General features: G+C 68.3%; 18 protein-coding genes. 9 read left to right on the top strand and 9 right to left on the bottom strand.

The window, feature by feature from the left end; translation table 11 throughout:
* Positions 1-241: 241 nt before the first annotated feature.
* Genes AC6CHL_RS15130 through AC6CHL_RS15120 form a run of 3 tightly spaced genes read right to left on the bottom strand, consistent with a single transcriptional unit; the run spans position 242 to position 1834 of the window.
* Entirely contained in the window at positions 242-589 is a 348-nt protein-coding gene (locus tag AC6CHL_RS15130) for a DUF6616 family protein (protein WP_448134544.1), read from the bottom strand.
* A 13-nt stretch (positions 590-602) separates the two neighbouring features.
* Positions 603-1343 (bottom strand): DNA alkylation repair protein, encoded by a 741-nt coding sequence (locus tag AC6CHL_RS15125; RefSeq protein ID WP_463601781.1) that lies wholly within the window; start codon positions 1341-1343, stop codon positions 603-605.
* A complete protein-coding gene (locus AC6CHL_RS15120) occupies positions 1340-1834 on the bottom strand; it encodes a MarR family winged helix-turn-helix transcriptional regulator (RefSeq protein ID WP_498295136.1) in 495 nt (164 codons plus the stop codon). Before AC6CHL_RS15120 ends, AC6CHL_RS15125 begins: the two co-directional genes overlap by 4 nt.
* A gap of 130 nt (positions 1835-1964) precedes the next feature.
* Here AC6CHL_RS15120 and AC6CHL_RS15115 point away from each other — a divergent pair, with 130 nt between their 5' ends.
* The gene (locus AC6CHL_RS15115; RefSeq protein WP_447595865.1) at positions 1965-2249 is read left to right on the top strand and encodes a hypothetical protein; all 285 of its coding nucleotides are present in this window, start codon (positions 1965-1967) and stop codon (positions 2247-2249) included.
* A 41-nt stretch (positions 2250-2290) separates the two neighbouring features.
* Here AC6CHL_RS15115 and AC6CHL_RS15110 read toward each other — a convergent pair whose 3' ends face one another.
* Together AC6CHL_RS15110 and AC6CHL_RS15105 are read right to left on the bottom strand one after the other, a co-directional pair.
* Entirely contained in the window at positions 2291-3340 is a 1050-nt protein-coding gene (locus AC6CHL_RS15110) for an LLM class oxidoreductase (RefSeq protein ID WP_498295134.1), read from the bottom strand.
* A 16-nt stretch (positions 3341-3356) separates the two neighbouring features.
* A complete protein-coding gene (locus AC6CHL_RS15105; RefSeq protein WP_498295132.1) occupies positions 3357-3992 on the bottom strand; it encodes a glutathione S-transferase family protein in 636 nt (211 codons plus the stop codon).
* Between the two features lie 172 nt (positions 3993-4164).
* Here AC6CHL_RS15105 and AC6CHL_RS15100 point away from each other — a divergent pair, with 172 nt between their 5' ends.
* The gene (locus AC6CHL_RS15100; RefSeq protein WP_498295130.1) at positions 4165-5064 is read left to right on the top strand and encodes a LysR substrate-binding domain-containing protein; all 900 of its coding nucleotides are present in this window, start codon (positions 4165-4167) and stop codon (positions 5062-5064) included.
* Positions 5065-5268: 204 nt separating this feature from the next.
* Here AC6CHL_RS15100 and groL read toward each other — a convergent pair whose 3' ends face one another.
* Together groL and AC6CHL_RS15090 are read right to left on the bottom strand one after the other, a co-directional pair.
* Positions 5269-6918, bottom strand: coding sequence for a chaperonin GroEL (gene groL / locus AC6CHL_RS15095; protein WP_038685920.1), 1650 nt, complete (start codon positions 6916-6918; stop codon positions 5269-5271).
* 67 nt (positions 6919-6985) lie between these two features.
* On the bottom strand, positions 6986-7270 hold the full coding sequence (locus AC6CHL_RS15090) for a co-chaperone GroES (protein ID WP_038685917.1): 285 nt from the start codon (positions 7268-7270) through the stop codon (positions 6986-6988).
* 779 nt (positions 7271-8049) lie between these two features.
* Between AC6CHL_RS15090 and AC6CHL_RS15085 the strand changes: the two genes are divergently transcribed.
* From AC6CHL_RS15085 to AC6CHL_RS15070, 4 genes are all read left to right on the top strand, one after another.
* On the top strand, positions 8050-9843 hold the full coding sequence (locus AC6CHL_RS15085) for an endonuclease (protein ID WP_038685916.1): 1794 nt from the start codon (positions 8050-8052) through the stop codon (positions 9841-9843).
* 70 nt (positions 9844-9913) lie between these two features.
* A complete protein-coding gene (gene cutA, locus AC6CHL_RS15080; protein ID WP_038685914.1) occupies positions 9914-10252 on the top strand; it encodes a divalent-cation tolerance protein CutA in 339 nt (112 codons plus the stop codon).
* Positions 10252-12624: a protein-disulfide reductase DsbD family protein gene (locus AC6CHL_RS15075; protein ID WP_185753438.1), complete on the top strand. Its 2373-nt coding sequence runs from the start codon at positions 10252-10254 to the stop codon at positions 12622-12624. Before cutA ends, AC6CHL_RS15075 begins: the two co-directional genes overlap by 1 nt.
* On the top strand, positions 12621-13178 hold the full coding sequence (locus AC6CHL_RS15070) for a TlpA family protein disulfide reductase (protein WP_498295126.1): 558 nt from the start codon (positions 12621-12623) through the stop codon (positions 13176-13178). The genes AC6CHL_RS15075 and AC6CHL_RS15070 overlap by 4 nt, the downstream gene beginning before the upstream one ends.
* Before the next feature lie 54 nt (positions 13179-13232).
* Here AC6CHL_RS15070 and AC6CHL_RS15065 read toward each other — a convergent pair whose 3' ends face one another.
* Complete coding sequence (locus tag AC6CHL_RS15065; protein WP_498295124.1) at positions 13233-15866, bottom strand: excinuclease ABC subunit UvrA; 2634 nt, start codon at positions 15864-15866, stop codon at positions 13233-13235.
* A gap of 71 nt (positions 15867-15937) precedes the next feature.
* Positions 15938-18502 carry a methyl-accepting chemotaxis protein gene (locus tag AC6CHL_RS15060; protein ID WP_498295122.1) on the bottom strand — a complete coding sequence of 855 codons (2565 nt, stop codon included), beginning with the start codon at positions 18500-18502 and terminating at the stop codon, positions 15938-15940.
* 238 nt (positions 18503-18740) lie between these two features.
* Between AC6CHL_RS15060 and AC6CHL_RS15055 the strand changes: the two genes are divergently transcribed.
* The 3 genes from AC6CHL_RS15055 to AC6CHL_RS15045 all read left to right on the top strand — a co-directional run bounded on the left by AC6CHL_RS15055 (position 18741) and on the right by AC6CHL_RS15045 (position 22674).
* Positions 18741-19562: an arylamine N-acetyltransferase family protein gene (locus AC6CHL_RS15055; RefSeq protein ID WP_498295120.1), complete on the top strand. Its 822-nt coding sequence runs from the start codon at positions 18741-18743 to the stop codon at positions 19560-19562.
* A gap of 161 nt (positions 19563-19723) precedes the next feature.
* Entirely contained in the window at positions 19724-21775 is a 2052-nt protein-coding gene (locus tag AC6CHL_RS15050; protein ID WP_498295118.1) for a TonB-dependent receptor, read from the top strand.
* 68 nt (positions 21776-21843) lie between these two features.
* Positions 21844-22674 carry an AraC family transcriptional regulator gene (locus AC6CHL_RS15045; RefSeq protein WP_038685903.1) on the top strand — a complete coding sequence of 277 codons (831 nt, stop codon included), beginning with the start codon at positions 21844-21846 and terminating at the stop codon, positions 22672-22674.
* Positions 22675-22681 lie beyond the last annotated feature (7 nt).

The following is a 22681-nucleotide window of genomic DNA, read 5'->3' as shown; positions in this document are numbered from 1 at the left end:
CCCAGCGCGGCGGCAACAAAAAAGCCGCCAGGTGCGCTGGCGGCTTTCGGGAATGCGTCTGAAGGTTTCTTCAGGGTGAGCGCATGCCTTCCTCCGCCGGTGGCTTCGGAAAGTAATACCAAAAGTAGGCATTGGCGGGGCGTGCGTTCATTGGGGAGTATTGATAGCACAGCTTTTGTGCGGCGCAAAATGTTTCATTCGCAACTGCGACGGCGGTGTTCAGCCACCGTGAGCGCGGGCCTCATGCCTTCGGCAGCGCCGCCAGTTCGGCCAGATGCTGCTGCAGCCCACCCGATGCGCCCGCGATGTGGGTGGTGGTGAAGTAGGTGTGCCAGCCGGTGCCATCAATGGCGGCCAGCAGCGCATCAGCGTCCGTGCGGTCGCTGCATTGCCACACGGCGTAGAACTGCTCTGCGCTGCTGCGCGGCACGTCCGGATCCAGCGGGCCCATGGCCAGCGGTTTGATCCGCGACGGGTCGACATGCTGCATGCCCGCGCCGATGCGGGCGAAGAGCGCCCCCCGCGATACCGGGTCCAGCGCGGTCCAGGCGGGGGTGGCGGTGTAGAGCTCGATCAGCATGTAAGACATGGCATTCCTTGGGTCAGAGCGAGCGCAGGGCGCGCTTGCGGATGTAGCTATTGGCCGGATCATCGGCATGGCGCTGCTGCCATTGGCTGCACAGCGCGCGGACCCAGTCGGGCTGGCTTTTGCCGGCGTCGTTGAGCCAGTTGCCTACCGAATCCTGCACGTAGCGCGCTTCATCGCAGCACAGTGCGTCCAGCAGGTCCCGTGCATGGTGGGGTTCCTGCTTGAACAAGGTGATATGCGCGGCCCATACCCCGCGTGGGCGCAGCGCTTCGCAGGCGAAGCGGCGCACGTTCGGCGACGTGTCGTGGACCCAGGCCTGCAGGTGCGCGAGCACCCGCAGCGGCTCGGCGGCGATGTGGGGGCGCACGGCCAGCCAGGCCCATTCGCGCACGCCAAAGTGCGGGTCGTCGGCCAAGGCGCGCAGGGCATCCAGCTTGCGCTCCAGGGTCAGCGCCGGATCGCTGCCGATCAGGTAGCAGGCCCAGCCCCGTACGGTGTCGCTGGCGTGTCGTGACCAGTGGGCATGATCGCCGTGCCCATGCGCGCGCAGCAGCGTGGCGGCGCCCTGCATGCGCAGGGTGATGCCCAGCTTGGCGGCGTTGCGCATCGGGGCCAGCGCCGAGGCCGGCAAGGTCGGCGCGACATGGGCCATCAGCCGGGCAAAATCGACGGCCAGCACTTCGGCCAGGTGGGCCGCTTCGGCCTCGCCCCGATCCAGCTGGCCGCGCCGCTCGCGGGTGATCGGCTTTTTCATGAGGTGCGCCCCGCATCGGTGCGCGACCACACGCGCTGCAGCAGCGTGCCAAGCACCTGGCGTTCGGCGGTGCTGATGTCGGCAAACAGCGAGGCGATCCACTGCGTCTGCTGGTCGAACAGGCGCGCCGACAGTGTCTGTCCCGACCGGGTCAGGCGCACGTGGATGCGCCGCTTGTCATCGGGATCGCTGTGACGGCTCACCAGCTGCTCGCGCTCCAATCCATCCAGCAGGCCGGTCACGGTGGCACGGGTGACGCCGGCGCGCTCGGCCAACTGGTGCGGCGACAGCGCTGTATCCGCGCCGCGCAGCAGGAACAGCAGCACGAAACGCCCTTCGCTCAGGCCCAGCGGTGCCAGACGACTGGCGCAGTCCTGGTCGATCGCGCTGGCCAGCGACAGCACCTGGAAACACAGCGCCAATTCCCCCGCGTCCGGCTGGCCACGTCGCACCAGTTCGGTCAGGAAGGCCTGATGTTTGATTTCCAGCATGCAGGCGGATCCGGAATAGTACGGCGGCTAACTATATCGCTACTGCGACGCATCTGGAACCCCGCCGCACTTTACATACCCCAGGTGACAGGCAAAGATCCGGGACAGGATCACTCACAAGGAAGCGTAGATGACCCCTTCCCAAGCTGACGCGATTGCTCAGGCCATCCTGCAACCGGACAACAAGCGCGAGGCCATCCAGCAACGTCAGCGCGCGCAGGCGCAGTACCTGGCGCGGCAACGCGTTGCCGTCGCCGCCGGCCTGGCTGGCATGGCGCTGGGTGCGGCGGCAGCGATATGGCTGCCCATGGCGTACTCGCAGGGAATGATGGTGGGCGGCGCGCTGTGCTTTCTGCTTGCGCATCTGGGCCTGGCGTGGCGCGACCGTCGGCGGGCCGCGCGTTGTCGGGCCTGACAGGTGCCGCGCCGCCACTCATGACGGAGCGGTGGGCATGCCTACCAGCGCATCTCGGCCGGTAAAGGCCCCGCATGCGACGGAAACAACGGCAGCACATACTCGGCCAGTTCCTGCAGTACCTCGGCGGCCGGCCGTTGCGAGAACTGGATACCGAGCGCGGCGTGGTTGACTCCGGCCTGCTGCCACTGCCCAAGCAGATCGATCAGCCCATTGCGGCCGGTCCTCAACGTGTAACCGCCATTGAGCGGCGTGCGCGGATGGTTCGGATCGTCGACCAGATCCAGCCATTCGTTGGTGACGTGCGGACGGAAGCCACCGTCGGGAATCAAACGACGCCACGCCTGGATCTTGGCCGCCAGTCGCTTCGGCCCGGCCGCATCGTGGGTAGCCTCGGGATAGGTCAGCCAGCCATCGGCATGCTGCCCCACCCAGTCCAGCGTCTGCCGCGAGGTGCCGGTGACCAGCAGCGGGATCGCGCCGGCCACCGGCTTGGGCAGCAGCTCCACGCCCTGCAGTGCGCCCAGTGCCGAGTCGATCTGCAGGGGCCCGTGCTGCATCAGCTGGCGCACGTACGCCACCGATGCGGCGAAGCGCTCCCCGCGTTCTGCATGCTCCAAGCCATAGGCCGGGAACTCCACTGGGCGATCACCGGACGCGATGCCGAGCACCAGGCGTCCGCCGGACAGCTGGTCGATCGAGGCCGCCGACTTGGCCAGATCGATCGGGTGCCGCAGCGAGAAGATCGCACTGCCCGTGGCCAGCGCCAGCCGCTCGGTACGCGCGGCCAGGAAGGCCAGATACGTGAAGGGATCAAACAGCTGCCCTGCGTCGCCGAACAACGGGTCGAACAACGGCACATCGCGTACCGAGGTCGCGGCAAAGCCATCGCGGTCCAGCTGGCTCACCAGATCCGCCTGCCCGGCCAGCACCTGCATGTCGCCGTGATAGAAGCGCAGGGGCAGGAACACACCCAGCGTCAGCGCCCCCTCGCGGAACATGCGCTGGTAGCCGGCGTGGCGGGCGAACATCGGTGCGGATGCGCCCGTCAGCGGCGCCTGCATCGGGGTGATATCAGTCAACAGGGTCATCGTGGTCGTTCCTGGGTCAGGGGCCGGTGGCCGGTTCGGGGAGCAGCACCCCACGCTGTACGGCGGGCCGCTGCGACATGCGCGCGTGCCACGCACTCAAGTGCGGGTACGCGCTGAAATCGAAGCCGATGAGTCGTGCGATATGCATCCAGCCATAGCCGGCGATATCGGCGATGGAGTACTCCTCGCCGGCCAGCCACGGTCGGTCGGCCAGGCGCTGGTCGAGCGTGGCGAAGAACTCTGTGCTCAAGCGGCGGTAGCGTGCGATGGAAGGCGCATGCGGCGCGTCAGCGAACATCTCCGCATGAACGCGCTGGCCCAGGATCGGGCCGACACTGGCAGAGTGGAACATCAACCAGGTGATGGCGTCCCAGCGCGCGACGGCGGCGGTGGGCAGCAGCTTCCCGGTCCTGTCGGCGAGGTACAGCAGGATGGCGGCCGATTCGAACACCGTGATGCCACGTGGCGCATCCACCAGCACCGGAATGCGGCCATGGGGATGCAGCTTGAGAAAATCAGGGTGGCGATGCGCGCCATCGTCGATGCGGACGTGGTGCAGCACATAAGGAAGGCCCAGCTCTTCCAGCGCAATGGTGATCTTGAAGCCGTTGGGTGAGCTGTCGGTGTACAGGTGCAGCGAAGCTGGGGACACATCGGTCTCCTTGGCGGGCGATGGATAACGAGAGGAATGTGGTTGCGGTATCGGGGTCGGCCAATACAGCTGGACTAAACACACCCGACTCAACATGATCACGATGCTACGCAGCGCAGTACGCCGTGTAGAACGATTTTTCCTTCGCTACCAAGAGAGAAAAACTAAGGTCATGGGTGCTGTTCTTCCCCTGCTCGCCCTGCGCGCTTTCGTTGAAACCGGCCGCCATGGCAGCCTCAAGGCGGCCGCCGATGTCATGGGCGTCACCCCCGGCGCGATCAGCCAGCAACTGAAGCTGCTGCAGGCGCGTACCGGGGTCAGCCTGTTCACCCGCAGCCGCCACGGGGTGTCGCTCACACCGGCCGGTGCGCAGGTACACCCGGCGCTGGCGCGCGCCTTCGACCAGATCCAAGACAGCATGGCCGCGCTGGAGGCGATCCACGCGCGGCAGACGTTGACCATCAGCACCGTGCCCAGCTTTGCCGCGTCATGGCTGGTGCCGCGGCTGGGGCGGTTCAGCGAACGTCACCCGGCGATCGAAGTGCGTGTGGAGGCCTCATCGGCGCTGGCGGATCTGCGCCGTGATCGCATCGACATCGCCATCCGCCACGGTCTCGGTGAGTATCCCGGCCTGGTCTCACGCCCGCTGGCGGCGCCGGTACTGCTGCCGGTGGCCTGCCCGGCGCTGCTCGCCGAGGGCCCGCCGATCCACTCGGCCGTGGACTGCCTGCAGTACCCGCTGCTGCAGGATTCCGACCGCAGCGACTGGTCGCTGTGGTTCAGCGCGCTCGGTCTGCCACCCGATCCGCGCGTCGAACGTGGCCCGGCGTTCGATGATGACGTGTTGCTGATCCGCGCTGCAGAAGCCGGCCAGGGCATCGCGCTGGTGCGTGACCTGTATGTCGAAGCCGAAGTAGCCAGCGGGCGGCTGGCGGTGGTACTGGATCAGCCATGGCCGACGCGGTTTGCGTATTACGCCGTCACCCTGCCCGGCGCCGAAGAGAATCCGGCCATCGCGGCGTTCCTGCGCTGGCTGCAGGAAGAAGTCGAGGCGCCGACCAGCGCGCTGTGAGCTCGTAGTACGCGCACAAAAAAACCCCGCCTTCCGGCGGGGTTTTTTGTCGTACGTTGGCGGGTGGCGGGTACCGACCAACGGTATGCCCTCCCTTCGGGCGGGCACCCTCCGGGCCGTCGCAAGCGACGTTAGCAACGGCATTCGCCGTTACTTGCGGTACCTACCGGACCGATGCGGGCCAGCCGGGGGCTGGCCGTTGCATCAGAAGTCCATGCCGCCCATGCCGCCCATGCCACCCATGCCGCCGCCAGCTGCGCCAGCGCCGTCATCCTTCTTCGGGGCTTCGGCAACCATCGCTTCGGTGGTGATCATCAGGCCAGCGATCGAGGCAGCGTTCTGCAGCGCCGAACGGGTCACCTTGGTCGGGTCCAGGATGCCGAATTCCAGCATGTCGCCGAATTCGCCGGTGGCCGCATTGTAGCCGAAGCTGCCGGTGCCTTCCTTGACGCGGTTGACGATGACCGACGGCTCTTCGCCGGCGTTGGCCACGATTTCGCGCAGCGGGGCTTCCATGGCGCGCAGGGCGATCTGGATGCCGTGGTTCTGGTCTTCGTTGGCACCCTTCAGGCCGCTCAGCGCGGTGACTGCACGGACCAGCGCGACGCCGCCGCCCGGGACCACGCCTTCTTCAACGGCTGCACGGGTAGCGTGCAGGGCGTCGTCGACGCGATCCTTCTTTTCCTTCATTTCGATTTCGGTCGAAGCACCGACCTTGATCACGGCAACGCCGCCGGCCAGCTTGGCCACGCGTTCCTGCAGCTTTTCGCGGTCGTAATCGGACGAGGTGTCTTCGATCTGGGTCTTGATCTGGGTGACACGCGCTTCGATGTTGGCCTTCTCGCCGGCGCCATCGATGATGGTGGTGTTTTCCTTGGAGACCTGCACCTTCTTGGCGCGGCCCAGATCCTTGATCGTCGCTTTTTCCAGCGACAGACCAATTTCCTCGGAGATCACGGTGCCGCCGGTCAGCACGGCCATGTCTTCCAGCATCGCCTTGCGACGATCACCGAAGCCCGGTGCCTTGACGGCCACGACCTTGACGATGCCACGGATGGTGTTGACCACCAGGGTGGCCAGCGCTTCGCCTTCGATGTCTTCGGCGATGATCAGCAGCGGCTTGCCGGCCTTGGCGACGCCTTCCAGCACGGGCAGCAGGTCGCGCACGTTGGAGATCTTCTTGTCGTGCAGCAGCACGTACGGATCGTCCAGGTCAGCGGTCTGCGACTGCTGGTTGTTGATGAAGTACGGGGACAGGTAGCCACGGTCGAACTGCATGCCTTCGACGACGTCCAGCTCGTTGTCCAGGCCCGAGCCTTCTTCAACGGTGATGACGCCTTCCTTGGTCACGCGGCGCATGGCTTCGGCGATGATGTTGCCGATCGACTCGTCCGAGTTGGCCGAGATCGTGCCGACCTGGGCAATGGCCTTGTCGTCAGCGGTCGGCTTGGAGATGTTCTTCAGCTCGGCGACGGCGGCGATGACGGCCTTGTCGATACCGCGCTTGAGGTCCATCGGGTTCATGCCGGCAGCAACGGCCTTGGCGCCTTCGCGGATCAGGGCCTGGGCCAGCACGGTGGCAGTGGTGGTGCCGTCGCCGGCGTCGTCGTTGGTGCGGGAAGCAACTTCCTTCACCATCTGCGCGCCCATGTTCTCGAACTTGTCAGCCAGTTCGATTTCCTTGGCAACGGACACGCCATCCTTGGTGATGGTCGGGGCGCCGAAGCTCTTTTCGAGCACGACGTTGCGGCCCTTCGGGCCCAGGGTTGCCTTGACGGCATTGGCGAGAATGTTGACGCCGCGCACCATGCGCGAACGAGCGTCTTCACCGAAACGAATATCTTTGGCAGCCATTGCGATTACCTTTTATGTAGAGCCGGGCGATGCCCGGCTGCTTGAATGGGGGATACGGTCGACCGGATCAGATGATGGCGAGGATGTCGTCTTCGCGCAGGACCTTGTACTCGACGCCTTCGGACTTGTAGCTGCTGCCGGCGTACTGGCCGTAGATGACCTTGTCACCGACCTTCAGCGACGGCGCGCGCACGCTGCCGTTGTCCAGGGGCTTGCCCGGGCCGACGGCCACGACTTCACCCTTGGTGGACTTTTCCTTGGCGGAATCCGGAATCACGATGCCGCCGGACGAGATTTCGTCGGCTTCGATCGGCTTGACTACGACGCGGTCATGAAGCGGCTTGATGCTCATGTGAGACCCTTTTAAGTTGTTGATTGGTCTGGAAAAGTCTGGCGATGTTAGCACTCGCACAGGGCGACTGCCAGCCACGCTCACGAAAAAACCCGACGGTGCGGGTACAGAGCAGAGATGGTGCTGGGCACTTCCCTTTCAAGGGGCGAAGACGAAATTTTTCCGGCCGGCGGCCGGTGGGGCCCGAGGCAAGATCAAGGGCAACTGCGAAGCGAAGCCTGCGGGCGTGGCGCGCTGGGCTGGTGGCGGCGGGGGTGCGGGACACGCCGTAAACCCATCCCTGGGGCTCCGCGGCGCCATCCATGGCGCCGAGGGTCCCGCACCCCCACCCCCACCACCCCTAAGACACTCTGCCGTTGCTCACGGAATAGCAGAAACAGAGCACCTCCCCGCCCAGCAGGAAAAGGCATTGCACCCGCTCTCCCCGGGCCGCCAGCCAACTGTCTGGGGTGGGGGTGTGAGGGTTCACGGGACCCTCCACCGCATGGATGCGGTGGCGGAGCTTACAGGGACGTACTTGCAGCGTGTCCCGTGAACCCTCACACCCCCGCCCAGCCTGGAGGACCGGCCAACCGAGGCTCTGGCTTCACGGCTCCAGCTCTGGCTCCAGCTCTGGCTCCTGCTTTTGCCCGGCTTTTCAGCTTCGAAAAAAAAGAACCCTCCCCCGCCAATTCCTTGACGCACGTCCCACTGCGGAACCTAAGTCCCGCCATATCGATAGATGTGTCATCTGGATTGATTAGATTCGGCCAGCAATAACCAATCACAAGGAGACGTAGATGAGGTTGCTCACACCGCTGTCCCTGGCGTGCCTGCTGGCATTGGCCGGCACCGCCCAGGCGGATGTATTCATCAATGAACTGCACTACGACGACAGCACGCCCGCCGGCGACGTCGGCGAAGCCATCGAAGTCGTCGCCACCGGCGGTGAAGACCTCAGCACCTACCGCCTCTACCTGTACAACGGCAGCAGCCCCTCGGCCGCCACCGTGTATGCCAACAACCCCGTCCCCGCCGGCACCGCCGCCGCGTGCGGCAAGGCCACCCTCGCCACCGTCACCTACCCCACCAACGGCCTCCAGAACGGCGCCAACGACGGCATCGCCCTCGTCGACGCCAGCGGCAAAGTCGTCCAGTTCATCAGCTACGAAGGCACCATCACCGCCAGCGGCGGCCCGGCCGCCGGCTTGACCAGCCAGAACATCCCCGTCAGCGAAAGCAACAGCACCGCCCCCGGCACCTCCCTCCAGCTCACCGGCAGCGGCAGCCAGTACGCCCACTTCACCTGGGCCGAATCGGCCAAACAGACCTTCGGCGCCTGCAACAACGGCCAGACCTTCAGCGGCACCGGCGGCACCGGCCCCAACACCCCGCCGTCGGTACGCACCACCACCCCCGAACAAGGCGCCAGCACCTTCCCGGCCGCCGCCGACCTCACCGTCACCTTCAGCGAAACCGTCACCCTGGCCACCGGCGCATTCGTGCTGAGCTGCGGCCAGTCCGGCACCGTGCCGCTCAGCCACGCCAGCAGCGGCAGCACCTTCACCGTCTCCACCAACACCGCCCTGGTGGCGGGCGAAGCCTGCCGGTTCGACATCCGCGCCACCAAGGTCAGCGATGCCCAGGGCGCCCGCCCCGCCGCCGACACCCGCATCGCCTTCACCGTGGCCAGCAGCACCGGCAACCCGGACCCGGGCAATCCCGATCCCGGCACCCCCGGCGAGTACTACTCGCGCGTCAACACCGCCAACCCCAGCCAGCTGCGCTGCTCGCTGCATGAAACCATCAAGGGCCACACCGCCTACCCGTACAGCGGCTCGGGCACCAGCACCTGGACCATCCTGGAAATCGCCGACGAAGATCCCAACAACAGCGGCAAGATCCTGGACGCCTACCGCAACCGCAGCTACACCAAGGTCAGCGGCCGCGCGGGCACCGGTAGCGGCTTGACCTACAACCGCGAACACACCTGGCCCAACTCGCTGGGCTTTGCCAACACCACCGGCGACAAGGGCCTGCCGTATGCGCCCTACACCGACACCCACATGCTGTACCTGACCGACGCACAGTGGAACGCCGACCGCGGCAACAAGCCGTTCGGCAAGTGCGACAGCAACTGCGGCGAACGCGCCACCGAGTCCAACAACGGCTTCGGCGGCGGCAGCGGCGGCTATCCCGGCAACTCCAACTGGGTGCGCACGCCGGACGGCAATACCGGCACCTTTGAAGTGTGGGGCCACCGCAAGGGCGACATGGCGCGGGCCGTGATGTACATGGCCATCCGCTATGAAGGGGGCAAAGACGCCAAGACCGGCCAGTCCGAACCCGACCTGGAGCTGACCGACGACCGGGCCAAAATCGTCAAGACCTCGGCCTCGCCGGCGTACATGGGCCTGCTCTCGACCCTGATCGAATGGCACCTGTCCGACCCGCCGGATGCGGCCGAACGCGCCCGCAATGAAGTGATCTACAGCTTCCAGGGCAACCGCAACCCGTTCATCGACCACCCCGAATGGGCCACCCCGGCCCTGTTCACCTCGGCCAAGCCGACGAGCTGCCAGCTGCTCAACTGAGCCCCGCCGGCCGGCGCCGCAACGGCGCCGGCCGGACCATTCGGGTCTGGCAGTCCTATACTCGGCGGTCATGTCGACCGTCGATCCCGTATTCATGCTGTTCACCACCTGCCCCGACGCGGCCTGCGCCACGCGGCTGGCACGTGCGTTGGTGGAAGAACGCCTGGCCGCGTGTGTTACCCGCCTGGACGGGGCGCACTCCACCTACCGCTGGCACGGGGAGATCAGCGAGGACCACGAGGTCCAGCTGCTGATCAAGACCACCGGCAGCCGCCTGGACGCGGCCATCGCACGGGTGCATGCGCTGCATCCGTATGAACTCCCGGAGTGCATCGCGGTCGAAACCCGCGCCGGCCTGCCGGCGTACCTGGACTGGATTCGGGCGCAGACCCGTGAGGAAAGTGATTGATGACGCTGTTTCGTCGTGTTGCCGCGCTGTGCGCGTTGTTCGTGGTGTCCCTGCCGGCGTGGGCCGTCAGCGAGAAAGATCTGCTGCCGGTGGACGAGGCGTTCGGGCTGACCGCCCAGGCGCGTGATCGCGACCGCGTCGAGATCAGCTGGAAGATCGCGCCGGGCTATTACCTGTACCGCCACCGCACCACGGTCAAGGCCGATGCCGGCTTTGCCGCCGAGGCATTGCAGATGCCGGCCGGCAAGAAGCACCACGACGACTTCTTCGGCGAGGTGGAAACCTACCGCGAGCGGCTCACCGCCGTGCTGCCGGGCAAGGCCGACGACGGCACCGACACGGTGACCCTGGAAGTGCGTTACCAGGGCTGTGCCGATGCCGGGGTGTGCTACCCGCCACAGAAGCGCAGCATCAAAGTGAAGCTGCCCGCCGGCAGCGGCGCCGCTGCGGGCGTGGCCCCGGCCACCGCCGCGCCTGCGGCCCTCGGCGCCTCGCCGTTCAACAATCCGCTGGCCGGCAACGGCGGCGGCCTGCGCCTGCCGGGCGCCGCCAACACCCAGGCCCTGCCGCTGCCGTCCGAGCGCGCGTTCGGCTTCGACGCCATTGTCGATGACGGCAATACCGTGCTGCTGCGTTTCAGCCCGGCACCGGGCTACTACCTCTACCGCGACCGCACCTCGCTGAAGCTGGAAGGTGCCGCCGGAATCCGCGCCGACAAGCCGGCATGGCCGGCGGCCAAGTCGCACCGCGATGAACATTTCGGCGATGTGGCCGTGTATTTCGACCAGGTCGACGTCAAGCTGCCGCTGCGCCGCAGCCGTGCCGACGCCGACGAAGCCACCCTGGTGATCACCTTCCAGGGCTGCCAGACCGATGGCATCTGCTACCCGCCGATGACGCGCCGGGTGAAGCTGGCGCTGCCGGCCGGCAAGGTCAACGCACGCGCTGACGAAGCCGCGCACCAGAACGAAGTGATTGCCCCGCTGCCCGGCAAGGACAAGCGCGCGCCGGCGCGTGAGCGCGACGCCGCCGGCATCGCCACCCAGCCGATGCTGATCCGCCCCAACGACACGGCCGCCGCCGCGACCGACGCGTCGAGCGTGCCCGATGCCAGCGCCGACAACGCGCAGCGCACCCGCCCGCCGGGCGACGATGCCGCGCCCACCACGCTGATCGGCGCGCTGCTGCTGGCCCTGCTGGGTGGCCTGATCCTCAACCTGATGCCGTGCGTGCTGCCGATCCTGTCGCTGAAGGTGCTGGGCGTGGCGCAGAGCGGCGAAAGCCGCCAGCGCGCGCGCAGCCATGCGCTCTGGTACACCGCTGGCGTGCTGGTGGCCTTTGCCGCGATCGGTGCCCTGGTGCTGGCCCTGCGTGCCGCCGGCCAAGCCGCGGGCTGGGGCTTCCAGCTGCAGCACCCGTGGTTCATCGCCGCGCTGGTGTACCTGATGTTCACCGTGGGCCTGAGCCTGTCGGGCGTGTTCACGCTGGGCGGCAGCCTGGGCGGTGTGGGCCAGTCGCTGGCCGCGCGCAGTGGCCCGGTGGGGGACTTCTTCACCGGCGTGCTGGCCTGCGTGGTGGCCAGCCCGTGCGTGGCGCCCTTCATGGGCCTGCCGCTGGCGTATGCGTTCACCGCCAGCACCGTGCCGGCGATCCTGGTGTTCATGGCACTGGGCCTGGGCCTGGCGCTGCCGTTCCTGTTGATAGGCTTCATTCCGTCGCTGGCCAAGCGCCTGCCGCGCCCGGGCGCCTGGATGGAAACGCTCAAGCACGTGCTTGCCTTCCCGATGTACGGCACCGCGATCTGGCTGCTGTGGGTGCTGGGCAAGCAGCGCGGCGTGGATGCCATGACGCTGGTGCTGGGTGGCCTGGTGGTGCTGGCACTGGCGCTGTGGTGGTACGAACGCAGCCGCTGGCGCAGCCAGCGCGTGGGCGGGCTGTTGGCCCTCCTGCTGCTGCTTGCCGCGCTGGTGCCGGTGTGGGGCGTGACCCGGCTGGTGCCGCCGGCCAAGGCGGCCGCGGCCGCCGCCGACAACGTGGTGGCCTACTCCCCGCAGATGCTCGACCGCCTGCGCCAGGACAACCGCGTGGTGTTCGTCAACATGACCGCCGACTGGTGCGTGACCTGCAAGGCCAACGAACGCACGGTGCTGGGCACCAACGCCTTCCACGACACCCTGCGCCGTACCAACGCGGTGTACATGCGCGGCGACTACACCAACGTCGACCCGGACATCACCGCGTTCCTGGATGAGCACAAGGCCGTGGGCGTGCCGCTGTACGTGGTGTATGGCCCGGGCGCACCGCCGACCGTGCTGCCCACGGTGCTCACCCAGGCCATCGTCGAAGAAGCCCTGCTGCGGACCGCGCGATGAGCCCGCGGCCACCCCGCCAACTTGCGGTGGTGGCCGTTCTGGCGGCGGTACTGGGCGTGGCCGCCGGGGCGTGGTTCTTCAACCGTCCCGGTGCAGCAACACCGGCCCCGCCACCGCGCGCGGTGACCCCGGGCGCCGGGATCGGCGATGCGATGCCCGCCATTACCCTGCCCGATGTGTCGGGTACGCCCGTGGACCTGGCCCGCTTCCGCGGGCGCCCGCTGCTGATCAACGTGTGGGCCAGCTGGTGCGGCCCATGCGTGGAGGAAATGCCGGCGCTGGCCGCCTTTGCCGCCGCCCAGCCGGCCGACGGCGTGCAGGTGCTGGGGCTGGCGCTGGATACCCCCGAAGGCGTGCGCGATTTCCTGGCCCAGGTGCCGGTGGGCTACCCGATCGTGCTGGACACACCCGGGCCGGCCGATGCCAGCGTGCGGCTGGGCAACGCGCAGGGGCTGTTGCCTTACTCGGTGCTGGTGGATGCGCGCGGGCGCATCGTCAAGCAGAAGCTGGGGCCGTTTCAGGCGGGCGAGATTGAGGCGTGGGCTACGCCGTGACCCGGGTGGTTGGTTGGGGTAGCGACGCATGGCGTCGCTCTACCGTCGACCGGGTCAGGGGAACCAGCGGCGCAGGTAGGGCGCGGTTGCGCCTGCCGTGGCGCGGCTGACCTGCGCTGGCGTGCCCGCGGCGACGATCGCGCCGCCCTGCTCGCCCGCCCCCGGGCCGACGTCGATCACCCAGTCCGCATCGGCCACCACGCGCAGGTCGTGTTCCACCACCACCACGGTGTTGCCCGCGTCCACCAGCCCCTGCAGCTGCGCCATCAGTTTGTCGACGTCGGCCGGGTGCAGGCCGGTGGTCGGCTCATCCAGCACGTACAGGCTGCTGCCGTGCTGGCTGCGCTGCAGTTCGGTGGCCAGTTTGATCCGCTGCGCCTCGCCCCCGGACAACTCGGTGGCCGGCTGGCCCAGCCGCAGGTAGCCCAAGCCGATGTCGCGCAGCAGCTGCAGCGGGCGCTGCACCGGGGCCTCGTCGGCGAAGAAGGCCAAAGCCTCCTCCACGGTCATGCCCAGCACCTGGGCGATGTTGCGCCCGTTCCATTCCACTTCCAGTGTCTTGGCGTTGTAGCGCTGGCCATGGCAGGTGGGGCATGGCGCGTACACGCTGGGCATGAACAGCAGTTCCACGTGCACGAAGCCTTCGCCTTCGCAGGTGTCACAGCGGCCCTGTGCCACGTTGAAGGAAAAACGCCCGGCGCTGTAGCGGCGTGCCTTGGCGGTGCGGGTGGCGGCGAACAGGCGGCGCACGTGGTCGAACAGGCCGGTATAGGTGGCCAGGTTGGAACGCGGGGTGCGTCCGATTGGCTTCTGGTCAACGTTGACCAGCCGCGTGATGTGCCTGGCACCGGCATGCAGGCGGCCACGGGTGCGTTCGATGCTGCTGGGCACCGGCAGCTCGCTGTCGGGCTCCTCGCGCACCGGCTCGTGACCGAGATGCTCGCTGACCAGTTCCACCAGCGCCTGGCTGACCAGGCTGGACTTGCCCGAGCCGGACACGCCGGTGACCGCCGTGAACGCACCGATGGGAAAGCGCGCGTCCAGCCCATGCAGATTGTTGCGGTGGATGCCGCGCAGTTCCAGCCAGGCCGCGGGCGTACGCGGGGTGCGACGTGTGCCGCCGCCGGTATCGAACAGATACGGCGCGGTCACCGATGCCTTGACCGTGCGCAGCCCCGCTGGCGGCCCGCTGTACAGCACCTGCCCGCCGTGCTCGCCGGCGCCGGGGCCCACATCGACCAGCCAGTCGGCACGGCGCAGCATCTCCAAGTCGTGCTCGACCACGAACAACGTGTTGCCGCTGGCCTTGAGCTGGTCCAGCGCGTGGTACAGCGCCTGCCCGTCGGCCGGGTGCAGGCCGGCGGTCGGCTCGTCGAGCACGTACACCACACCGAACAGGCTGGAGCGGATCTGCGTGGCCAGCCGCAGCCGCTGCAGTTCGCCGGGCGACAGCGTCGGGGTGGCACGGTCCATCGACAGATAGCCCAGGCCCAGTGCTTCGAGCGTACCGATGCGCTCCACCAGGTCCTGCGCGATCCGCTGCGCGGCAATGCGTTTTTCTTCGGACAGGTCCGGCGTGCGGCGCACGTCGCTGCTGCCCACGTGCGATGGCCCACCGGCGGCCGCACGCGCCTGTTGCGCCTTGCGACCGGCCGCACGGCTGCGCGTGCCGGACGCAGCAGGCGCCTGGAAGCGCCCTTCGGCGGCCGGGCGCAACGCATCGGCCATGGCACTGAGCGAGAGCTGCGACAGCGCGCCGATATCCAGCCCGGCGAAGGTGACCGACAGCGCTTCGCGCTTGAGCCGCTTGCCGTCGCAGACCGGGCATACGGTGCCCACCATGTAGCGCGCCACGCGCTTTTTCATCATCGCGCTCTGCGTGGTGGCGAAGGTATGCAGCACGTAGCGGCGCGCGCCGCTGAAGGTGCCCATGTAGCTGGGCTCTTCCTTGCGACGCAGCGCGGCGCGGGTTTCGGCCGGGGTGAAGCCGGCATACACCGGCGCCACCGGTTGTTCTTCGGTGAACAGGATCCAGTCGCGCTGCTTCTTGGGCAGGTCGCGCCAGGGAATATCCACGTCATAGCCGAGGGTGACCAGGATGTCGCGCTGGTTCTGCCCGTGCCAGGCCGGCGGCCACGCCGCAATGGCGCGCTCGCGGATGCTCAACGACGGGTCGGGCACCATCGACTGCTCGGTGACCTCGAAGATGTGGCCCAGCCCATGGCAGTTCGGGCAGGCGCCTTGCGGGGTGTTGGGCGAGAAGTCTTCGGCAAACAGCATCGGCTGCTTCGGCGGGTAGCTGCCCGCACGCGAGTACAGCATGCGCAGCAGGCTGGACAGCGTGGTGACGCTGCCCACGCTGGAGCGCACGCTGGCGGTGCCGCGCTGCTGTTGCAGCGCCACGGCCGGTGGCAGCCCTTCGATGGCGTCCACGTCGGGCACGCCCACCTGGTCGATGAGCCGGCGCGCATAAGGCGACAGCGACTCCAGGTAACGCCGCTGCGCTTCGGCGTACAAGGTGCCGAAAGCCAGCGAGGACTTGCCCGAACCGGAGATGCCGGAGAACACCACCAGGGCGTCGCGTGGGATCTCCACGTCGACGTTTTTCAGGTTGTGTTCGCGGGCGCCGCGGACGCGGACAAAGGCGTTGCGTGCGGAAGCTGCGGGGGGCGTGCGACGGGTGCTCATGCGTGCAGGATAATGAGCGCCCGTCGAAGCGGCCAGTGAAGACGCGTGAGGGCTGCGTATCGGTCGCGCGGTCAGCCCACCGCGCGCGCCGCCACCGGCCGCACCGCCGGCACCTCCAGCACGAAGGCGGCCACCGCGTCGGACAGCAGCGCGGCCTGGCGCTCCATCGCCTGCGCCGACGCCGACGCTTCCTCCACCAGCGCGGCGTTCTGCTGGGTGCTGCCATCCATCTGCAGCAGCGTATGCCCCACCTGCTCGATACCGGCGCTCTGCTGCTGCGAGGCGGCCGAGATGCTGGCCATGATGGCGCTGACCTGCTGCACGCTGCCGACGATCTGGCCCATCGTTGCACCGGCCTGGTCCACCTGGCGGCTGCCGGCGGCCACGGTGTCCACCGAGGCCTCGATCAGGCCCTTGATCTGGCGTGCGGCGTCGGCACTGCGCTGGGCCAGCAGGCGCACTTCGCTGGCCACCACGGCGAAACTGCGGCCCTGCTCACCGGCCCGCGCCGCCTCCACCGCCGCGTTCAAGGCCAGGATGTTGGTCTGGAAGGCGATGCCGTCGATGACCCCGGTGATGTCGGCGATACGCCGCGACGCGTCGGCGATGTCGCGCATGCTGGCCACCACCTGCGCCACCGAGGCGCCGCCCTGCTGGGCAACGCCGGTGGCCTGCAGCGCCAGCTGGTTGGCCTGCTGGGCGGCGTCGGCGTTCTGGCGCACGGTGGCGGTAAGTTCTTCCATCGACGAGGCGGTTTCTTCCAGGTGCGCGGCCTGGCGCTCGGTACGCCCGGCCAGCTCCTGGTTGCCGGCCACGATTTCGCCGGCGGCGTGGTCGATGGCCGATGACGCGTGCTGGATGCGCGCCACGATGTCGGTCAACTGCTGCACGGTGGCGTTGGCATCATCGCGCAGGTGGGCAAACACGCCCTGGAACTGGCCCTGCATGCGCACGCGCAGGTCGCCCTGGGCCAACCCGGACAGCACCGCCTGCACGCCGGACAGATTGCCCTGGAAGGTATCCAGCAGGCGGTTGATGCTGACCGCCAGCGTGTGCACGAAGCCCTGCTTGCCGGTGGTGTCGATGCGACCGTGCAGCTGGCCCTGCGCGGCGGCATCGACCAGCGCGGCCACCTCGGTTTCCACGGTGGTTTCCAGCGCGCGGCTGCGCCACTCCACGGCCGCGCCGAGCAGCTGGTCGTGGTCGAGGATGGGATTGACCACCAGCTGGTAGCCGATGCCGGCATGCAGGATCTCGTGGCTGGACGCCGCGTTGCCGTGCAGCTGGGCCACGATGCGTTCGAACACCGGGTGCAGCGCCGCGGCGGGCTGGCCGCGCCATTGGGTTTCCTGCGTGGCCAGTTCGGCCAGCAGCGCGCGGTTGAGCAGGCCGATGCGCCCGTCCGGGTCGAGCACCATCACGCAGGCCTGGGCGCTGTCCAATGCCTGGCGGGCGCGGGTGTTGTCCTGGGCGCTGGCGCGCTCGGCCTGGATGCGCTCGCGCAGCCGCTGCTGCATGTGGATCAGCCGCCGCGCCAACTGGCCGATCTCGTCGTGCGGGTTGTGCACGGCAAGCACGCTGTCGAGCCGGTCCTCGGCGATGTCCTCGGCAAACCGCAGGGTGTCGGTGATGGGCTGGCGGACGGCCCGCATGACCAGCACCAGGCTGGCGATCAGCACCAGTGCCACCAGCGCCAGCGTCGCGGCGAACAGCACGGTCATCGCCCGTGCCTGGGCCTGCTGGCGTGCGCGTGCTGCGGCAAGCGCGGCCGCCTGCGCCTGCTGCAGGTGCTGCAGCGCGGGCGCGACCTGCGCGGCGGTATCGGTGAGCGCCATCGCCTCCACGTCCAGCCCCACCCGTGCGGCGGTGTAGGCCAGCAACGCGCCTTGGTAATCGTCCATTGCGGCACGCAGCGCGTCCTGGGTGGGACCGGCCAGGCCCGAGGCCGACACCGCGAGGTCGAACGGCAGTTTGGCTTCGCTGGCCTGGTCGGTGTGCACCGCATCACCGGTAAGCAACAGCAGCGCTTCCTGCCGCCGCATGCGCTGCCACTGCAGCGCCAATGGCAGGTAGGCGGCGTCGGTGAGCAGGGTATCGAGCGCTGCGGCGCTGGCGTCCAGCTGCGCGCGCAGTCCGGCGTCGCCGCGCCCCATCTCGTCGGCGCGGTCGTTCAGCGCCGCAATGCCGGCAGTGAATTCCTGGGCGCGCGCCGCCAGTGCGGTCAACGCGGCTGCGGTACCGCGGTCGTGCGGGGCGCGCTGCAACGCCTGCAGCGACTGCTGCAGCTGCTGCTGGGCCTGCTGCAGGGCGCCGCGGTCGGCAGCGTCGAAGTGGATGGCATAGCGGGTCTGCAGGCGGCGGGCTTCGGCCACCTGGGTGGCCAGTGCGCTGGCCAGCGCGGCGTTCTGCTGGTGGGCGGCGAACGTGGCGGCGGCACGCTCGCTGCTGTAGCGGGTACCTGCGTAGACCAGCGCCACGACCAGCAGACCGCTGCCACAGACCAGCAGCGCGGCCTTGAGTTTGCGTGCCACACTGAGCCGGCGCAGCGCGCCGATGGCGCGGCTGAAACCGGGACGTGGAAGGTGTTCACCCAAGCGGGCGAACCGGGACAACGGGCGGCGGGGGACGACCGACATCAGATGCTCCAGGCGGATTGACGCATCGGTATCGGCCGGAAACAGGCGGTCTTTAGGCTGCATTTTCGAAGCGGCCGCAGCGCGCTGCCACCCCTGCCCCTTGTAGCGGGGGCAAGCGACGGCAAGATGACGGTGGCGGGCATTCCGCGGGCGCGATTCAGCGTTCGATCGCCCGTGCTTGACCTCAACCACGGTTGAGCCGCCACAGTGGCGTCACCTTCCCGCATGGCCCCTGCCCATGGACCCGCAAACCTGTCACGACTACCTGGCCCGCCTCGGCGTGGCGGCGCCACCGCCCCCTACCCTGGCCACGCTGGCGCTGCTGCAGGAACGTCACAACGCCACGTTCCCGTTCGAGACGCTCACCACGCTGCTGCGCGATGCGGTGGCCATCGACCTGCCCAGCGTGGCGCACAAGCTGCTGCGCGAAGGACGCGGCGGGTACTGCTACGAGCTCAACGGGCTGTTCCTGGCGCTGCTGCAGCACCTGGGCTTCGACGCCCGCGCCCTTGCCGCGCGCGTGGTCATGGGACGCACCGATGACGCACCCACCGCGCGCACCCATATGCTGGTGCTGGTGCGGATCGACGCGGTGGACTACATCGCCGACGTCGGCTTCGGTGGCAACACGCCGACCGGTCCGCTGCGGCTGGACCATCGGTTCGCCCAGGCCACGCCGCACGAGCACTATCGGCTGGACCAGCAGCACGACCAGTTCCTGCTGCGGGTGGACATCGCCGGCGAGTGGCGGCCGCTCTACCACTTCGACCTGCAGGTGCAGGCCCCCATCGACCATGAGGTGGGCAACTGGTATGTGTGCACGCACCCGCACTCCTCCTTCCCCGGACAGCTGCGGGTCGCCCTGGCCGGGCCGGACGGGCGCCGCACGATCGGCGCCGGGGCCTACACCGTGCACCGCCGCGGGCAGCCCAGCGAGCGCCGCATGCTCAACGACGCCGACGATGTGCTGACCGTGCTGCACGAGGCGTTCGGCATCACCGTGCCCGCGCATCCACGGCTGCGCGAGGCGATCACGGCGTGGTTGCGCGGGGTGGCGTGAGCCCGCTCACGCAAGCCGGCACGGGATGACTTCGCCCTGCAGGCGCGTCGCGGTTCCGTAGCGAGGGCTCACAGATGGCCTACGGCTGGCAGCGGGGGTGGGTCACCACGGTTGCAATGTTATATCATTGCTATATCGAGACTGCCTGACGCCGCTTCCACATGAAGACCCCTGCTCTTGCCTCAGCCCTGCTGGCGGCCCTGTTCCCCCTCGATGTCGGCGCCGCCCCCGCGCCAGATCCAACCGTCACCCTCGGCAGCGTGGACGCCCGCAAGGGCAGCACTGGCCCCCTGGCGTCGCGCCAGGTGTTGACCTCGGTGGATGTGATGGGCGCCGACCAGATCGCGCACAAGAACGTCGGCAACAGCTGGGAACTGCTGGGGCAGATGCCGGGCATCCAGCTCACCGAAACCCGCCAGGGCGCCGAGTCCGGCAAGGCCAGCTTCCGTGCGTTCAACGGCGAGGGCTACATCAACGGCATCAAGATCCTGATCGACGGCATTCCCAGCAACGTCAACAGCGGCAACCAGCGCTTCGTGGACATGATCTTCCCGCTGGACATCGACTACATCGAAGTGGTGCGCGGCACCAACGACCCGCGCTACGGCCTGCACAACATCGGCGGCAACATCAACATCGGCACCCGCCAGGGCGGCACCTACACCGATGCCCGGCTCAGCGTCGGCAGTTTCGAGAGCCGCGAAGTGCAGGTCGCGCTCGGTCGCGAGGCCAACGGTGTGGCACAGAACTACTTCATCGGCACCCAGGCCTCGGACGGCTATCGCGACCACGACCGGTCGCGCAAGTATTCGCTGGGCGGCAAGTGGTTCATCGGCAGCGACGAGGACGTGCTCAAGGCCGGCCTGGTCGCGCGCGTGTACCACCACGTTGCCGACGAACCCGGCTTCCTCACCGCCACCGAACTGGCCAACGCGCGCCGCGCATCGCCGCGCAAGAATGCCAACGATGGCGATGTGCGCGACATGCACACCCTCGGCGCGCACCTCGACCTGCGCCTCACCGACACCCTGCAGCTCAGCAACCGGCTGTACTACAACCGGTACGAGGACGACCGCCAGGTGACCTTCACCGACTACCGACCCGGCAACGCGCCGCGCCAGCGCCGGCAGTGGGACGAACGGCAGACGGGGCTGCTGAGCACCCTGACCTGGCGCGCCAGCGAGCGGCTCACCGTGGCTGGCGGCATCAACGCCGAACAGCAGGACAACGCGTACCGGCGACTGCGTTACGCCTACGGCATCCCGACCGACTTCGATGCCGTACCGGCGCGCATCCAGAACGATGACCGCTATTCCCTGGACAACGTCGGCGGCTACCTGCAGGCCGTGATCCAGCCGACACCCGCGTTGAAGATCGTCCCGGCGTGGCGGGTGGATCGGTTCTCGGGCGACACCCACCTGCCCGGCGGCGTCCGCGCGCCGTTGCAGCGCTCCGGCTGGATAGACCAACCCAAGCTCAGCGTGGCGTACGCGTTCACCCCCTCGCTCAACGTGTATGCCAACTGGGGCCGCACCTTCCAGGTGCTGACCGGGTCCACCGCCCCGGCCTACCTGACCAGCGGGCAGGCCGCCTTCCGCCCGTCGATCAACACCGGCAAGGAACTGGGCATCAGCTTCAGCCCGGCCGACGGCATCCAGGCCCGTGTCGCCGCCTGGCAGCAGGACGCCACCGATGAAGTGGCCAACATGCCCGCCACCGGCACCACCGTCGGCCTGGGCCAGACCCGGCGACGCGGCGTGGACCTGCAGTTCAACGCACGCGTGAGCGCGCACTGGACGCTCTGGGCATCGCACGCCATCCAGCAGGCCAAGGTGATCAGCGCGTTCACCGCCGACGGCCGCTCGCTGGCCGGCAACGAGGTGCTGGCCACGCCGCGCCACATCACCAACATCGGGGCCGACTACCGCCCCGATGCGCGCTGGCGCTTCGGCATGCAGGGCCGCCGGCAAGGCGACTACTACATCGAAGAGCGCAACCAGCACGGTCGCTTTGGCGGCTTCGCGGTGCTGGACGCCAGCGCCGGCTACGCGGTGTCGGAGCGGCTCAGCGTGGACCTGCAGGTGAAGAACCTCACCGGCCGCACCTACGCCTACGCGTGGTACGACAATTTCTTCTGGGGCGGCAATGACCAGCCGATGTTCTCGCCGGCTCCGGGGCGCAGCCTGTTCGTGTCGTTGAACCTCACGCTGTAGCAAGAACGGCCAAGCGGCCCAGGCGATGCTGGGCTACGCTGCGTGCCTGTCCCGATCCGGAAGGCGGCATGAGCGCGGCACGCAGGGCCCTGTGGTACATCGAAAGCCACCACGCCGCGCCGATCGCCCTGGCCGACGTGGCGCGCGTGGTGGGGGTATCGCCGTTCCATCTGTCCCGCGTGTTCCAGGCCAGCACCGGCACCTCGCTGGTGCGCTACCTGCGCGGGCGACGCCTGAGCGAAGCGGCGCGGCAACTGGCCGGCGGCGCGCGCGACATCCTGCAGGTCGCGCTGGACGCAGGCTATGCCTCACATCCCACCTTCACCCGTGCGTTCTCCGAGCAGTTCGGTCGCCCGCCGGAACAGGTGCGCGCGCAAGGGTTGGACAGCATCGCGCTGGTGGAGGCGATCAAGCTGCACGACGATGCCCTGCCCTGCGCGCAGCCACCGCGCATCGTCAACGCCGACACCTTGCTGGTAGCCGGGATCGGCGCGCGCCACCACGGCGCGTCGGTGGCCGCCATTCCCTCGCAATGGCAACGGCTGGCACTGCACTGCCCCACCGCACCGGAGGTGAGCTACGGCGTGTGCTGCAACAGCGACGATGACGGCAGCTTCGACTATATCGCCGGCATCGGCGTGGCCGGCTTCGCGGCGCTGCCGGACGGCTGGCAGACCGTGCGCATTCCCGCCCACCGTTACGTGGTGGCATGGCACGCCGGCCACATCTCGGCGATCCGCTCCACCTGGTACTGGTTGTTGAACCATTACCTGCCCGCGTCCGGGCTGAGCCTGGCCGATGCGCCGGAGCTGGAACGCTACGACGCACGGTTTGACGCCCACAGTGGCCACGGCGGCGTGGAAATCTGGCTGCCCCTGGCCGACACCGACCCTACCTGAGAGAACG

The sequence above is a fragment of the Stenotrophomonas sp. GQ19 genome, from assembly GCF_059758695.1.
Note: the sequence above shows the minus strand (reverse complement) of the source record. Positions and strands in the feature narration are given on the sequence as shown.